General features: G+C 67.8%; 14 protein-coding genes. 5 read left to right on the forward strand and 9 right to left on the reverse strand.

The features are described from left to right. Positions 1–49: 49 nt before the first annotated feature. From ACZIYR_RS00200 to hmgA, 5 genes are all read right to left on the reverse strand, one after another. Complete coding sequence (locus tag ACZIYR_RS00200) at positions 50–1,312, reverse strand: MFS transporter (protein WP_483527797.1); 1,263 nt, start codon at positions 1,310–1,312, stop codon at positions 50–52. Next, positions 1,309–2,532: a multidrug effflux MFS transporter gene (locus ACZIYR_RS00205; protein WP_483527798.1), complete on the reverse strand. Its 1,224-nt coding sequence runs from the start codon at positions 2,530–2,532 to the stop codon at positions 1,309–1,311. The genes ACZIYR_RS00200 and ACZIYR_RS00205 overlap by 4 nt, the downstream gene beginning before the upstream one ends. Before the next feature lie 130 nt (positions 2,533–2,662). Beyond that, the gene (gene maiA / locus ACZIYR_RS00210) at positions 2,663–3,307 is read right to left on the reverse strand and encodes a maleylacetoacetate isomerase (protein WP_483527799.1); all 645 of its coding nucleotides are present in this window, start codon (positions 3,305–3,307) and stop codon (positions 2,663–2,665) included. Positions 3,308–3,324: 17 nt separating this feature from the next. After that, the gene (locus ACZIYR_RS00215) at positions 3,325–4,344 is read right to left on the reverse strand and encodes a fumarylacetoacetate hydrolase family protein (RefSeq protein ID WP_483527800.1); all 1,020 of its coding nucleotides are present in this window, start codon (positions 4,342–4,344) and stop codon (positions 3,325–3,327) included. Between the two features lie 68 nt (positions 4,345–4,412). Further along, a complete protein-coding gene (gene hmgA / locus ACZIYR_RS00220; protein WP_483527801.1) occupies positions 4,413–5,720 on the reverse strand; it encodes a homogentisate 1,2-dioxygenase in 1,308 nt (435 codons plus the stop codon). Positions 5,721–5,823: 103 nt separating this feature from the next. Between hmgA and ACZIYR_RS00225 the strand changes: the two genes are divergently transcribed. Beyond that, a complete protein-coding gene (locus tag ACZIYR_RS00225; RefSeq protein ID WP_483527802.1) occupies positions 5,824–6,309 on the forward strand; it encodes a MarR family winged helix-turn-helix transcriptional regulator in 486 nt (161 codons plus the stop codon). A 166-nt stretch (positions 6,310–6,475) separates the two neighbouring features. Here the strand turns inward: ACZIYR_RS00225 and ACZIYR_RS00230 are convergent, their stop codons facing one another. The 3 genes from ACZIYR_RS00230 to ACZIYR_RS00240 all read right to left on the reverse strand — a co-directional run bounded on the left by ACZIYR_RS00230 (position 6,476) and on the right by ACZIYR_RS00240 (position 8,739). Then, the gene (locus ACZIYR_RS00230) at positions 6,476–7,006 is read right to left on the reverse strand and encodes an Lcl C-terminal domain-containing protein (protein WP_483527803.1); all 531 of its coding nucleotides are present in this window, start codon (positions 7,004–7,006) and stop codon (positions 6,476–6,478) included. Continuing rightward, positions 7,003–7,848, reverse strand: a complete 846-nt coding sequence (locus ACZIYR_RS00235) for an IclR family transcriptional regulator (protein ID WP_483527804.1) — start codon at positions 7,846–7,848, stop codon at positions 7,003–7,005. Before ACZIYR_RS00235 ends, ACZIYR_RS00230 begins: the two co-directional genes overlap by 4 nt. Positions 7,849–7,947: 99 nt before the next feature. Beyond that, positions 7,948–8,739, reverse strand: coding sequence for an enoyl-CoA hydratase (locus tag ACZIYR_RS00240; protein ID WP_483527805.1), 792 nt, complete (start codon positions 8,737–8,739; stop codon positions 7,948–7,950). Positions 8,740–8,849: 110 nt separating this feature from the next. On the opposite strand from ACZIYR_RS00240, the gene ACZIYR_RS00245 reads away from it, so the two are divergent. Together ACZIYR_RS00245 and ACZIYR_RS00250 are read left to right on the forward strand one after the other, a co-directional pair. Then, positions 8,850–10,094 carry an amino acid deaminase gene (locus ACZIYR_RS00245; protein WP_483527806.1) on the forward strand — a complete coding sequence of 415 codons (1,245 nt, stop codon included), beginning with the start codon at positions 8,850–8,852 and terminating at the stop codon, positions 10,092–10,094. Between the two features lie 83 nt (positions 10,095–10,177). Continuing rightward, a complete protein-coding gene (locus ACZIYR_RS00250; RefSeq protein ID WP_473031951.1) occupies positions 10,178–10,507 on the forward strand; it encodes a hypothetical protein in 330 nt (109 codons plus the stop codon). A 127-nt stretch (positions 10,508–10,634) separates the two neighbouring features. On the opposite strand, the gene serA is transcribed toward ACZIYR_RS00250, so the two are convergent. Next, complete coding sequence (serA, locus tag ACZIYR_RS00255; protein ID WP_483527807.1) at positions 10,635–11,885, reverse strand: phosphoglycerate dehydrogenase; 1,251 nt, start codon at positions 11,883–11,885, stop codon at positions 10,635–10,637. Positions 11,886–12,085: 200 nt separating this feature from the next. Between serA and ACZIYR_RS00260 the strand changes: the two genes are divergently transcribed. After that, the gene (locus ACZIYR_RS00260) at positions 12,086–12,379 is read left to right on the forward strand and encodes an exodeoxyribonuclease VII small subunit (RefSeq protein ID WP_483527808.1); all 294 of its coding nucleotides are present in this window, start codon (positions 12,086–12,088) and stop codon (positions 12,377–12,379) included. Beyond that, the gene (locus ACZIYR_RS00265) at positions 12,366–13,253 is read left to right on the forward strand and encodes a farnesyl diphosphate synthase (RefSeq protein WP_483527809.1); all 888 of its coding nucleotides are present in this window, start codon (positions 12,366–12,368) and stop codon (positions 13,251–13,253) included. The genes ACZIYR_RS00260 and ACZIYR_RS00265 overlap by 14 nt, the downstream gene beginning before the upstream one ends. Positions 13,254–13,274 lie beyond the last annotated feature (21 nt).

Consider the following 13,274-nt stretch of genomic DNA (forward strand, 5'->3'; position numbering starts at 1 on the left):
AAAATAGCGGCGAAAGATGGCCGTAGTGTACTCCGCTGCGGCGTTAGCTTCACGAGCCGGAGGGCTTTCCCGTGCTGCCGTCGCGAGGTGGCTCGCCACTGGGTGCCGACGCCTTGCCGCCTGGCCATGCGGCCTGCCACTGCCGCAGCAGCCAGGCGAAAGCGAGCCCCAGGACCAGCAGCCACACCCCGGCCCCGGCCAGCAGCCACAGGCTGTCGGCCAGGCGCAGCACCACCCCTCCCAGGCTTACCCCCACCGACTGGCCGAGGAACAGGCAGCCGGCAAACACCGCCATGGCGGTCCCGCGCATGGCGGGCGCCATCTGGGTGGCGTTGATCTGCAGGGTGCTGTGCATCATGTAGAAGCCGAGCCCGGCGGCGAAGGCGCTGGCGGTGGCCAGCAGCGGCTGGGTGGCCAGTGCCAGCCCGATAAAGCCAAGCCCCATCAGCACGCCGCCGCCCGTGGCCAGGCCCGGCTCGCCCAGGTGCGCCACCAGCGGCCTGGCCAGGGCGGCGAAGATCAGCCCACCCACGCCGAACAGCGCCACCATCAGCCCGGCCTGGGTCAGCGACACGTCCAGCCGGGCATAGAGATGGCTGGCAACGAAGGCCAGCGCGCCGAAGGCGGCGATCCCCTCGAGAAACACCAGCGCCAGGATGCGCCGCGCCCGGGCGATCAACAGGATCTCGCGCAGGCGCGACACGAAGGCGATGCGGCCCTGCTCCGCCTTGGGCGGAGAGAGACCGGGGCGGCGATACAGCATCGCCGACAGCAGCCCCCCGGCCAGCAGGAAGAGGGCCGTCAGGAAATGGAAGGCGGCCTGCCAGCCCAGCGTATCGGCCAGGAAACCGCCCGCCACCTGGCCGGTGATCAACCCCATCACCGCACCGGAGAGCATATGGGCCAGCGTCACCTGGCGCCGCTCATAGGGCACGTTGTCGCCCACCCAGGCCATGGAGAGCGGGATTATCGCAGCGGCGGTAGCACCGGTCAGAGTGCGGAACACCAGCAGCATCGACAGTGAGCCGGAAAGCGCCGAGCCCAGGGCGCCCAGGGCGCAGGCCAGGGTGGCCAGGCCGATCACCCGCAGGGTGCCGTGGCGGTCGCCCAGCGGGCCGTAGGCGAGCTGCATCACCCCGTAGGCGATGGCGAACAGGGTGATATTCTGGGCCACGTCGGCCACCGGGCGCTCGAAGGCGTACGACAGCGCCGGCAGCATGGCATCGGTGACCCGCATCGAGGCCATGCTGGCGAAACCGGCCAGGGCCAGCAGCAGGATGACCAGACGGTGGGGAGGAGAGGCGGTACTCACGGCTCGACCCCTTCGGCTTGTTTCACCTCCATAGCTCGTTCAGCAGGCCGTACCAGCCCCAGGAAACTCGCCACGGCCAGCAGGCCGCCCAAGGCCACCACGATCGCCATGGTCCGTGAGGTGCCGTCGTGCAGCTGCGCCACCGCACCGCCCACCAGCGCGGCGATGGTCATCTGCAGGAAACCGAACAGCGATGAGGCCGCCCCGGCACAGTGCGGATTGGGGGCCAGGGCTCCGGTCATCGATTGTGGCATCAGCACGCCCATGCCAACCATGAACAGCACATGGGGGCCCACCACGGCCCAGGCGGAGAAAACTCCGGTGAAGGCCAGCACCGCCATCAGACTGCCGCCCGCCGCGCAGATCAGCGTGGCCAGGCCGACCAGCCGCTCGCGGCCCAGGCGATGGCTGTAGCGGCCGCTGAGCAGGGTGCCGATGAAGAAGCCGGCCACGATCAGGGTGAAGAACAGCCCGTACTGGAAGGGAGAGACGCCCAGAAACTCGATCAGCACGAACGACGACCCCGAGAGGTAGGCGAACAGGCCGGAAAAGGCCGCCGCGTTGGTCAGGGTGTAGCCCATGAAAGTGCGCTGACCCAGCAGCGAACGAAAATTGCGCAGGATCGCCGCCGGGTGGATCGACTGGCGACGCTCCGGGGGCAGCGGCTCGGGCAGCGCCAGGATCAGCAGCGGCAGCATCGCCGCCGCGTAGAGCGCCAGCAGCACGAAGACCGACTCCCAGCCCCAGAACAGCAGCAGCCCGGCGCCGACGATGGGGGCTAGTGCCGGGGCCAGCGACATGGTGCTGGCCATGTAGGAGAGGATGCGCCCGGCCTCGATGGGGCCGTAGATATCCCGTACCGCGGCACGGCCCAGCACCGGCCCGGTGGCGCCGCCCAGCGCCTGGAGGAAGCGGCCTACCAGCAGCCACTCGATGCTCGGGGCGAAGGCGCACAGCAGGCTGGCCAGCAGGAACAGGCTGAATCCGAAGACCATCACCGGCTTGCGTCCGAAGCGGTCGGAGAAGGGGCCGCAAAACAGCTGAGCGGCGGCGAAACCGGCCATGTACAGACTCAGCGTCAGCTGCACCTGGTCAGGGCCGGTGTCGAGTGCTTCGGCCATGGCCGGCATGGCCGGCAGGTACATGTCGGTGGCCAGCGGGCCCAGGGCGGTCAGCGCCGCCAGGGTAATCACCGTGGCAGGGGACTTCAGCCTCAGCACATTGATCTCTCCTCGGGTGAGCGAACGACGACCGGCGGGCGCCACTCTTCCCACTCCACGCCTGAGGAAGGAAGGGCGGCGCCCGCCAGTCGTTAGCCTGCTTAATATAGTCTATTTGCCGCCGCTTTGCTTATCCCGCGTCGGGTTGCTCGCCCGGGGCCGCTCGCTGGAAGGCGGGCAGCGCTTGGCAATTGGCGACGATGCGGCGGATCCGCGGGTAGGCCGAGAGGTCGCAGTCGAAGCGTTCGGCGTTGAACACCTGAGGCACCAGGCAGACGTCGGCGAGCGTCGGGGTGTCGCCGTGGCAGAAGTCGCCGCTGCCTGCCTCTCGTGAGAGCAGCGCCTCCAGTGCCTGGAAGCCCTCGGTGATCCAGTGGCGGTACCAGGCCAGCTTGGCGGCTTCATCTACATCGAGCTCGCCCACCAGGTACTTGAGCACCTTGAGGTTATTGAGCGGATGGATCTCGCAGGCCACCAGCTGGGTCAGCGAGCGCACCCGAGCACGCTCCGCCGGCGCCTCGGGCAGCAGGGCCGGGCTGGGATGCAGCTCGTCCAGGTACTCGCAGATCGCCAGGGACTGGGTCAGGGTGGTGCCGTCGTCGGTGACCAGCGCCGGGACCAGCCCCTGGGGATTATGGGCGCGGAAGGTCTCGCTGCGCTGCTCGCCCTTGACCAGGTTGACCGGGACCTGCTCAAAGGCCAGGTCCTTGAGGTTCAAGACGATGCGCACCCGGTAGGCGGCGGACGAGCGGAAGTAGCCATATAGCGTGGTCATGCCTGGACTCCTCAGGTTCACTTTGGCTGGTAGGGCACCACCTGCTGGTCGATGGTGCCGAAGATGTTGTTGCCCGCACGGTCGAACATCTCGATGCGCACCCGGTCGCCGAAGCGCAGGAAGGGGGTCTTGGCCGCGCCGTGGAGAATCTGCTCCACCATGCGCACCTCAGCCAGGCAGCTGTAGCCCACACCGCCATCGGCGATCGGCTTTCCGGGGCCGCCGTCGGGGTCGGGATTCGACACGGTGCCCGAGCCGACGATGGCGCCGGCGCCTAGATAGCGGGTCTTGGCCGCATGGGCGACCAGCTGCGGGAAGCTGAAGATCATGTCGGGGCCGGCCTCCGGCTCGCCGAACTTCTCGCCGTTCAGGTACACGGTCAATGGCAGGTGGACCTTGCCGTCCTGCCAGGCGTCGCCCAGCTCGTCAGGGGTCACGCAGATCGGCGAGAAGCTCGAGGCGGGCTTGGCCTGGAAGAAGCCGAAGCCCTTGGCCAGCTCGCCGGGGATCAGGCCGCGCAGGCTGACGTCGTTGACCAGCATGACCAGTTTGATGTGGTCGGCCGCCTGCTCGGGGGTGACCGCCATGGGCACGTCGTCGGTGATCACCGCGATCTCGCCCTCGAAGTCGATGCCGTGCTCCTCGCTGACCGCCTCGATGTCTTCGGTGGGCGCGAGGAACTTGTCGCCGCCGCCCTGGTACATCAGCGGGTCGGTCCAGAAGGTCTCCGGCATCTCGGCGTTGCGCGCCTGGCGCACCAGCTTGACGTGGTTGAGGTAGGCGGAGCCGTCGGCCCAGTGGTAGCTGCGCGGTAGCGGTGAGTGCAGCTTGCCCTGATCCAGGTCAAAAGCGCCCTCGGCGCTGCCGTCGTTGAGTTCGGCGTAGCGCGCCTCGAGCTTCGGGCTCACCGCGTCCCAGTTCTCGATCGCCTGCTGCAGGGTGGGCGCGATATCGCTGGCGGAAACGCCGCGAAAGAGGTCGCGGGAGACCAGGATCAGTTCACCGTCGCGGCCGTTCTTGAGGGTGGCGAGTTTCATTGTCGTGCGGTCCTTTTCGTCAGAGGCAAGTGTTGTCGTTGTGGGAGGGAGTGGCAATGGCCAGCCGCTCAGGGTTTCGTCGGGTCGAAATGCGAACGCAGGGTCGACCAGACATCCACGTAGTCGCGCTGGCGGAAGTCCGCCTCCAGCGCCGCCTCGGTGGGCTGGTAGACGTAGCGGCTCTCGAACATGAAGGCCATGGTGGCGCCCTGATATTGGGGCGTCAGTTCGGCATTCGAGGCCTTCTCGAAGGTGTCGGCGTCCGGCCCATGGGGCGACATGCAGTTGTGCAGGCTGGCGCCGCCGGGCAAAAAGCCCTCCGCCTTGGCGTCGTACTCGCCGCGGATCAGGCCCATGAACTCGCTCATCAGGTTGCGATGGAAGTAGGGCGGACGGAAGGTGTTCTCGGCCACCATCCAGCGCGGCGGGAAGATCACGAAGTCGATGTTGGCCATCCCCGGCGTGTCGGAAGCTGAGGTCAGCACCGTGAAGATCGATGGGTCCGGGTGGTCGAAGCTCACCGTATTGATGGTGTTGAAGTTGGCCAGATCATACTTGTAGGGGGTGACGTTGCCGTGCCAGGCCACCACGTCCAGGGGCGAGTGGTCCAGGTCGGTGACCCAGAAGCGCCCGGAGAACTTGGCCACCAACTCGAAGTCGCCCTCCAGGTCCTCGTAGGCCGCCACCGGGCTCTGGAAGTCGCGGAGGTTGGCCAGGCCGTTGGCGCCGATGGGGCCGAGGCCGGGCAGCTCGAAGGGGCTGCCGTAGTTCTCGCACACATAGCCGCGGGCGGCGTCGACGCCCTCGCCCAGGCGCACCTGGAACTTGATGCCGCGGGGGATCAGGGCGATCTCGCCGCTGGCGACGTCCAGCTCGCCCATCTCGGTGCGCAGCCTCAGGGTGCCCTGCTGCGGTACGATCAGCAGCTCGCCGTCGGCGTTATAGAAGAAGCGCTGGGTCATATCCTGGCTGAAGGCGTAGACGTGCACGCCGCAGCCGGCCTGGGTGCCGGCATCGCCGTTGACGGCGATGGTCAGCAGGCCGTCGACGAAGTCGGTCGGCTCAGCGGGCAGCGGCGCCGGGTCCCAGCGCATCTGGTTGGGGTCGGCGGCGGGCTTGGCCAGCGGCGAAGTGGCCACTGCCTTGTCGGGCAGCGCCCGGTAGGCGCTCTGCTTCACCGAGGGGCGAATGCGGTAGAGCCAGCTGCGGAAGTTCTGGTGACGCGGGGCGGTGAAGGCCGAGCCGGTGAGCTGCTCGGCGTAGAGCCCGTAGGCGCAGCGCTGGGGCGAGTTCTGGCCCTGGGGCAGGGCGCCGGGCAGCGCCTCGGTGGCGAAGTGGTTGTGAAAACCGCTCATGTAGTCGAGCTGTTCCGGCATAGTGGTAGCTCCTGGAATAAATAGTTTCTTCTGAAACCATATCCTGATACTAGATCCTGATGGTTGCATGTGCAACCATCTGCAGGAGCTGGCCTGAAGGAGAATGACAATGGCAAAGTCTGGCGAACTCGAGAGCCGGAGGGGGGGCGAAGCGCGCCTGGAGCTCAACCAGTTTCTGCCTTATCGGCTTAATAGCCTGGCTGATCGCATCAGTCAGGCGCTGGCCGAACTCTATGAGGAGCGCTATCAGCTCAATGTCGCCCAGTGGCGGGTGCTGGCTTGGCTCAGCCACTGTGACGAGTTGACGGCGAAGAAGATCTGCGCCTACACCCACATGGACAAGGCGCGGGTGTCGCGGGCGATACAGGCGCTAGAGGAGCGTGGGCTGATCTCACGTATGCCCTCGCCCCATGATCAGCGGCTGCACGATCTGCACTTGACAGAGGCGGGGCAGGCGCTACTGGACGAGCTGATCCCGGAGGCCCGGGCCTGGGAGGCAGAGCTGGTGGCGACTCTCAGCGACGGTGAGTATCGCGAACTGTTCAACGTGATGGGCAAGCTCGAGCGTCAGCTGGAGCGGCTCGGCTAGGCGCCTTTCGGACTTAACGCAGATCTCTGCGAACCCCCGGGCTTTCGGCCAATTTTATCGATATGATTCGTTAATTTGCCCGCTATTCGCCTCTATCAGATCGAAAAAGTGGCTCGACATCCGTGCTCTTTGCGACGATCGGTCGAATCCGACAGTCTCCTTGATGTTAGGGGCTGTCACGGGGCGCGGCAGTCGGAAGCCGCGCCGTCCTGGTCCATGACCAGTCGGATGTAGAAGCTGCCGGCCACATGTTGCAGCGGGTGCGTCCTTCGCCGCCGAAGTCGACGAAGCAGTCCTGCTGGGAGTGGCCGCCGGCGCTGACCTGATTCCAGTACCAGCCCGGCGGGGTATCCGGAAAGGCGCTCAGGTCGATGGCCAGGTCTCGGTCGCCTGCAGGCTGCATCAGGCCTCGCAGCTCGTGGAAGCGGGGTAGGCGCCAGGGGCACTCGGGGCTTGCCAGGGCCTCGGTGCGTGCCTTTGCCTCCCGCCAGTTGAAACGCTCGCTGTCACCCACGCAGCGGCCATCCTGATAGCGCTGGCCGAGGCTGCAGCGCTGCCAGATCAGCCCCTGAGCCGGGTCGCCCACCAGGCCCGCGGCGGGGAAGGTGTAGGCGCCCTCACTCGCCTGATCGGCAAAGGCCGCAACGCCGATGGTCATCGCCAGCGCGCCGGCCAGGCCGAGGCGCCGTGCCTTCACGCTTCGTCCCGCAGCGACTCGGTGCTGGGCACCTTGCCGCCCAGCCGGGCGGTGATCTCTGCGGCGGTATCGCGTACCAGCTCGCCCAGGTCGGCCAGGCGCGACTCGGGAATCCGTGCCACCGGGCCGGAGACCGAGATGGCGGCCAGCGGAGTGCCGTGCTGGTCATGGAGGCAGGCGGCCACGCAGTGCAGGCCGATGGCGTGCTCTTCGCGGTCGCAGGCGTAGCCCCGCCGGCGCACCACCGCCATGCCGGCGCGCAGCGCCTCGGGGGTGTGCAGGGTGTTCTCGGTGACCCGGGGAAGGCCCTCTTCGGCCAGCACGCGCTCGAACTCGTCGTCCGGCAGCCAGGCCATCAGCGCCTTGCCCACGCCGGAGGCGTGCAGCGGGGCCCGCGAGCCGAGCCGGGTGATCATGCGCATCATCTGCGGCGACTCGCTCTGGGCCAGGAACACCGCCGTGCCGCCATCGCGGATACCCAGGTTGGCAGTTTCGCCGGACTGGGCGGTGAGCCGACGCAGGAAGGGGCGGCTGGTGGCCACGAAGTCGCGGGCCTCCAGGAAGCTGTTGCCGATGCGGAAGGTCTTGACGTCGACCTTCCACACGCCGAGCTCGGCGTCCTGGGTGATGAAGCCCTGGCTCTGCAGGGCCTGCAGCAGCCGGTGGGTGGTCGAGGGAGCCAGATCCACCATCTCGGCCAGCTCCGACAGCGCCAGCCCGCCGGGGGTGGCGGACAGCCGTTCGAGCAGATTGAGCCCGCGCACCAGCGACTGGCTGTGGCCGCTGGTGCTCTTGCCGGGCCCGGGGGGGCGTCCCGCCGATCTGCGTTTGACTTCACTCACCTGCTTGCTCTCCGTCCGATTGACCTGGCCATGCCATCAGGATACCCGTTCCGCTTCGCCTTGTCTCGGCTCCGGAAATGCCTTCCATTTTCTCCCCGCTTAGCGGTGGCGCCAGCGCGGCGGGCGTTTGTCGATAAAGGCGTCGATGCCCTCGCCGACGTCCTCGGCCATCATGTTGGCCGCCATGGTATCGCCGGCCAGCCGGTAGGCTTCGTCCAGCGGCAGCTGCAGCTGGCACTGGAACAGCGCCTTGCCGGTGCGCAGGGCCACTGCGCTCTTGGCACACAGGCTGGCGGTGAGCTCCTCGAGCGTTTCGTCCAGCGCCTCGTCGTCGGCCACCCGATTGATCAGCCCCCAGTCGAGCGCCTGCTCGGCATCGATGAACTCGCCGGTGAGCAGCATCTCCAGGGCGCGCTTGCGGCTGATATTGCGCGACAGCGCCACCGCCGGGGTGGAGCAGAACAGTCCGACGTTGATGCCCGAGACGGCGAAGCGCGCCGAGCGGGCCGCCACCGCCAGGTCGCAGCTGGCCACCAGCTGGCAGCCGGCGGCGGTGGCGATCCCCTGCACTCGGGCGATCACCGGCACCGGCAGGGCCACGATGCGTTGCATCACCTCGCCGCAGCGGGCGAACAGCGCCCGGTAGTAGGCCTCGTCGGGCGTGGCGCGCATCTGCTTGAGGTCGTGGCCGGCACAGAAGGCGCGGCCCTCGGCGGCAATCACCACGCAGCGCACCCGCTCGTCCTCGGCGAGGCTGGCAAGCGTCTGCTCCAGCGCCTCGAGCAGCGACTCGGAGAGGGTGTTGAACTGGTCCGGGCGGTTCAGGGTCAGGGTGGTTACACCGCCCTGGTCATGGCGAATCAGCGGCAGGTCAGCGTTGGAAACCGGCATTGTCGTATCCTTCTGTCATAGAGGGTCTGCCCAGACTAGCGGTTGCAGACCGGCCTTCGTTACCCTTGCGACCAAAGACGGTGCCACCCTCTGCTGCCCGGGAGAGAGCCATGACCGATTCGATTCGCTATCCGCTGGTGGGTGAGGCCCTGCACAAGGGACTGCCCCAGACCGGCAACCGGCTGCTGGCGGATGTCAGCCTGCCCGCGGCGGTGATCCACGAGACGGCGCTTGCCCATAACCTGGCCTGGATGCAGCGCTTCGCCGATGCGCATGGCGCTAGGCTGGCGCCCCACGGCAAGACCACCATGGCCCCGGCGCTGTTTCACCGCCAGCTGGACGCCGGCGCCTGGGGGATCACCCTGGCCACGGCGCCGCAGTGCCGGGCGGCCTTCGCCCACGGCGTGAGGCGACTGCTGATGGCCAATCAGCTGGTGGGCGAGGCCAACATGGCGATCATCGCCGAGCTGATCGAGGCCGGTGCCGACTTCTACTGCGTGGTGGACAGCGCCGAAAACGTGGGCCAGCTGGGTCGCTACTTCGCCGCCCGCGGGCTGCGCCTGAAGGTGCTGATCGAGCTGGGCGTGGAGGGTGGGCGCTGCGGCTGTCGCGATCAGGACGAGGTAATGGCGCTGGGCGAGCTGGTGGACGGCGAGCAGTCGCTGGTGCTGGCGGGGTTGGAAGGCTATGAAGGGGTAGTGTACGGCGAGGAGCCGGTGGACGCGGTGCGCGCCTACGCCTGGCACCTGGTCGAGGCCGCCCAGGCGCTGGACCACGATGGTCTGATCGAGAGTCCGGCGCCGCTGATCACCGCCTCCGGCTCGGCCTGGTACGACCTGATCGCCGAGGTGTTTCACGAGGCGCGCCTCGGCGCGCACTTCGTGCCGGTGCTGCGTCCCGGCTGCTACGTGGTCCATGATCACGGCATCTACCGGGAGGCCCAGCGCGATGTCCTGGGGCGGCGCCCGGAGCTGGATCGCGGGCTCAGGCCGGCGCTGGAGGTCTTCGCCCAGGTGGTGTCGCTGCCCGAGCCGGGGCTGGCCATCGTCGGGCTGGGCAAGCGCGATATCGCCCACGACCAGCTGCCGGAGCCGCTGCGGCGCTATCGCGAAGGGGGCGAGGCCGAGCGTGCCCTGCCGGTCGACGGCTGGCGGGTGACCCGGCTGATGGACCAGCATGCCTTCGTGGCACTGCCCCGGGATGAAGAGCTGGCAGCCCACAACGGCCGGGTGCGGGTCGGCGACATCGTCGCCTTCGGCGCCTCCCATCCCTGCCTGACCTTCGACAAGTGGCGGCGAGTCTGCCGCGTCGATGAGCGTCTGGAAGTGGTTGAGGTGATCCCAACCTGTTTCTAGCAGCGTTCTCACTCGGCCTACAGCCGGCAGCATCGCCGAGTTCTGGTACACTCGACGCCATGACATGTGTCCTGGGAGGTGTGATGGCAACAGAGCTGAGTGATTTCGAACAGAACATGCGGCGTGAGATCGACGCCTTTCTCAAGCCGGGCAAGGCGGCGGCCCCCAAGGCCGATGCCCCCAAGGCGCGTCGACGCGAGGCGTCACCCGGGCCCGACCGGCCGGCCAAGGCGCTCAAGACTGGCCACGTGGTCAAGCTGGCCGTGCGTACCCGCCCCCTGGAGCTGGATACCGTCTTCGAACACCGCTCCACCAGCATTTCCAAGCTGGAAGCCCAGCTTGAAGCCGAAAAGGCCGCCAGGAAGGCGGGCTATCCCATCATCGGCCATCTGATCGAGATCCAGCGGCTGTAAGCCGGGCGTCCCCTGGCTCAGTGGGGGCGCAGTGTCTCGCCAGCCGCAGAAAAGCGCCGCCGTGTCGGTATCAACACGGCGGCGTTTTCCATGAGCGCTCAGCCATTGGCTGAGCCTTCAAGGCGGCTCACTCCTCGAAGTTGGTCTCGGAGTAGAGCACCCGCACGCGCAGGGTGTGCTCGACGTGACGCAGAGCGTCCAGCGCCCGGGGGCCGTAGGCCTTGTCGACGTCGATGACCACGTAGCCGACCTTGTCGTTGGTCTGCAGGTACTGGCCGGAGATGTTGATGCTGTTCTCCGACAGCACGTGGTTGATCTCGGAGAGCACGCCGGGCACGTTGTCGTGGATGTGCAGCAGGCGGTGCTTGTCCGGATGGGCCGGCAGGGCGACCTCGGGGAAGTTGACCGAGGTGACGGTGGTGCCGTTGTCGGAGTAGGTGATCAGTTTCTCGGAGACCTCGATGCCGATATTCTCCTGGGCCTCCAGGGTGGAGCCGCCGATGTGCGGGGTGAGGATGACGTTGTCCAGGCCGCGCAGGGGGCTGACGAACTCCTCCTCGTTGCCCTTGGGCTCCACCGGGAAGACGTCGATGGCCGCGCCGTGCAGCTTGCCCGCCTTGATCGCCTCGGCCAGGTCCTCGATCACCACCACGCTGCCGCGGGAGGCATTGATCAGGATGCTGCCCTGCTTCATCAGCGCCAGCTGCTCGGCGCCGATCATCCACTTGGTGGAGGCCAGCTCCGGCACGTGCAGGCTGACCACGTCGGCGCGGGCCAGCAGCTCCTCGAGGCTGGCCACCTGATTGGCGTTGCCCATGCCCAGCTTGGTCACCACGTCGTAATAGATGACGTTGAAGCCCAGGGACTCGGCCAGCACCGAGAGCTGGGCGCCGATGTTGCCGTAGCCGATGATGCCGAGCGTCTTGCCGCGGGCCTCGTGGGAGTTCTTGGCGCTCTTCAGCCAGCCGCCCTGATGGGCGCGGGCACTCTTCTGGGGGATGCCGCGTAGCAGCATGATCGCCTCGGCCAGCACCAGCTCGGCCACCGAGCGGGTGTTGGAGTAGGGGGCATTGAACACCGGAATGCCGCGCACCAGCGCCGCGGTGAGATCGACCTGGTTGGTGCCGATGCAGAAGCAGCCCACGGCCACGAGCTTCTCGGCGGCCTCGAAGACCCGGGAGTTGAGCTGGGTACGGGAGCGAATGCCGAGGAAGTGGACGTCACGGATCTTCTCGCGCAGCGTCGCCTCGTCGAGAGAGGTCGGCAGGTGCTCGATATTGGTGTAACCGGCGTTCAGGAAATTGTCCACCGCGCTCTGGTGGACGCCCTCGAGCAGCAGGATCTTGATCTTGCTCTTGTCCAGGGACGTTTTGGCCATGGTCGAATCAACCCCTTGGTGTGGTGCTGGATCAGGCGGGATAACAGGGCGCTTATGGTAGCACAGCGAGGCATCGGCAAGATGAAAATGCTGCGCTGCGAAGATGAAGGCGCTGCACCTTGATCGACGCCGGGCAGACGACCCCCGGGGGGGAGCGTGTATACTGTGGCCCCTGACTATCGGCGACGGGCAAGAGACCCATGGCAGAGCGTGACGACCAACCCACCGAGTCGACGGCCAGCGAGGCGGCGTCTCTCGACTTCGCAAGCACAGTCGAGCGCCTCGAGCAGCTGGTGGAGCGGCTGGAGTCCGGCGAGCTGTCGCTGGAGGGCTCGCTTGCCGCCTTCGAGCAGGGGGTGCGACTGACCCGCGATGCCCAGCGCCGGCTGGATGAGGCCGAGCTGCGGGTGCGCACCCTGATCGAGCGCCCCGACGGCGGCATCGACCTCGACCCCTTCAGCACCCCAGCGGCGGAGGATGATGGTGAACGCTGACTCACTGGCGGCGCGCCTGGCCGCCGATCGTGCCCGGGTGGATGCCTGCCTGGCGGCGCTCTTCGAGGGGCGCCGCGCGCCCGTGGAGCGGCTGGAGGCGGCCATGCGCCACGGCCTGCTGGTGGGCGGCAAGCGGCTGCGCCCGGTACTGGTCTATCTGGCCGGCCGTGCCCTAGGGGCCAGCGATACGCAGCTGGATGCAAGCGCGGCCGCCGTTGAGCTGATCCACGCCTACTCGCTGGTGCACGACGACCTGCCGGCCATGGACGACGACGACCTGCGCCGTGGCCAGCCCACGGTGCACCGCGCCTATGACGAGGCCACCGCGATTCTCGCCGGGGATGCCCTGCAGACCCTGGCCTTCGAGCGGCTGGCCCAGGCCGAGCACCCGCGGCTGCCGGCCTTGATGCTGACCCTGGCCCGGGCCGCCGGCCGCGATGGCATGGTGGGGGGGCAGGCGATGGACCTCGCCGCGGTGGGGGACCACCCGGACGTCGAGGCGTTGGCCAGCATGCACGCCCACAAGACCGGGGCGCTGATCCGCGCCGCGGTGCGCATGGGAGCGCTGACGGCGGTGGCCGAGGACGATCCCCGGGTGGCGGCGCTGGATGCCTACGCCCGGGCCATCGGCCTGGCCTTTCAGATCCACGACGACGTGCTCGATGTGACCGGCGATGCCGTGACCCTGGGCAAGGCGTCGGGCGCCGATGCGGCCCGCAACAAGCCGACCTACCCCAGCCTGCTGGGGCTCGACGGCGCCCGCGCCCGGGCCGGTGAACTGATCGACGAGGCCGTGGCGGCGCTGGCACCGCTGGGCGATGCCGGCGCGCCGCTGGCCGAGCTGGCCCGCTACATGATCGAACGTGACCACTGATGCGCTTCCCTGACAGACTGA

The sequence above is a fragment of the Billgrantia sp. NRB1 genome, assembly GCF_056921725.1.

Excerpts from the sequence above, each read along its gene's own strand:
- maiA (WP_483527799.1), bottom strand. The coding sequence starts at position 3,307 with ATGACCACGCTATATGGCTACTTCCGCTCGTCCGCCGCCTACCGGGTG.
- ACZIYR_RS00215 (WP_483527800.1), bottom strand. The coding sequence starts at position 4,344 with ATGAAACTCGCCACCCTCAAGAACGGCCGCGACGGTGAACTGATCCTG.
- hmgA (WP_483527801.1), bottom strand. The coding sequence starts at position 5,720 with ATGCCGGAACAGCTCGACTACATGAGCGGTTTTCACAACCACTTCGCC.
- ACZIYR_RS00225 (WP_483527802.1), top strand. The coding sequence starts at position 5,824 with ATGACAATGGCAAAGTCTGGCGAACTCGAGAGCCGGAGGGGGGGCGAA.
- ACZIYR_RS00240 (WP_483527805.1), bottom strand. The coding sequence starts at position 8,739 with ATGCCGGTTTCCAACGCTGACCTGCCGCTGATTCGCCATGACCAGGGC.
- ACZIYR_RS00245 (WP_483527806.1), top strand. The coding sequence starts at position 8,850 with ATGACCGATTCGATTCGCTATCCGCTGGTGGGTGAGGCCCTGCACAAG.
- ACZIYR_RS00250 (WP_473031951.1), top strand. The coding sequence starts at position 10,178 with ATGGCAACAGAGCTGAGTGATTTCGAACAGAACATGCGGCGTGAGATC.
- serA (WP_483527807.1), bottom strand. The coding sequence starts at position 11,885 with ATGGCCAAAACGTCCCTGGACAAGAGCAAGATCAAGATCCTGCTGCTC.
- ACZIYR_RS00260 (WP_483527808.1), top strand. The coding sequence starts at position 12,086 with ATGGCAGAGCGTGACGACCAACCCACCGAGTCGACGGCCAGCGAGGCG.
- ACZIYR_RS00265 (WP_483527809.1), top strand. The coding sequence starts at position 12,366 with ATGGTGAACGCTGACTCACTGGCGGCGCGCCTGGCCGCCGATCGTGCC.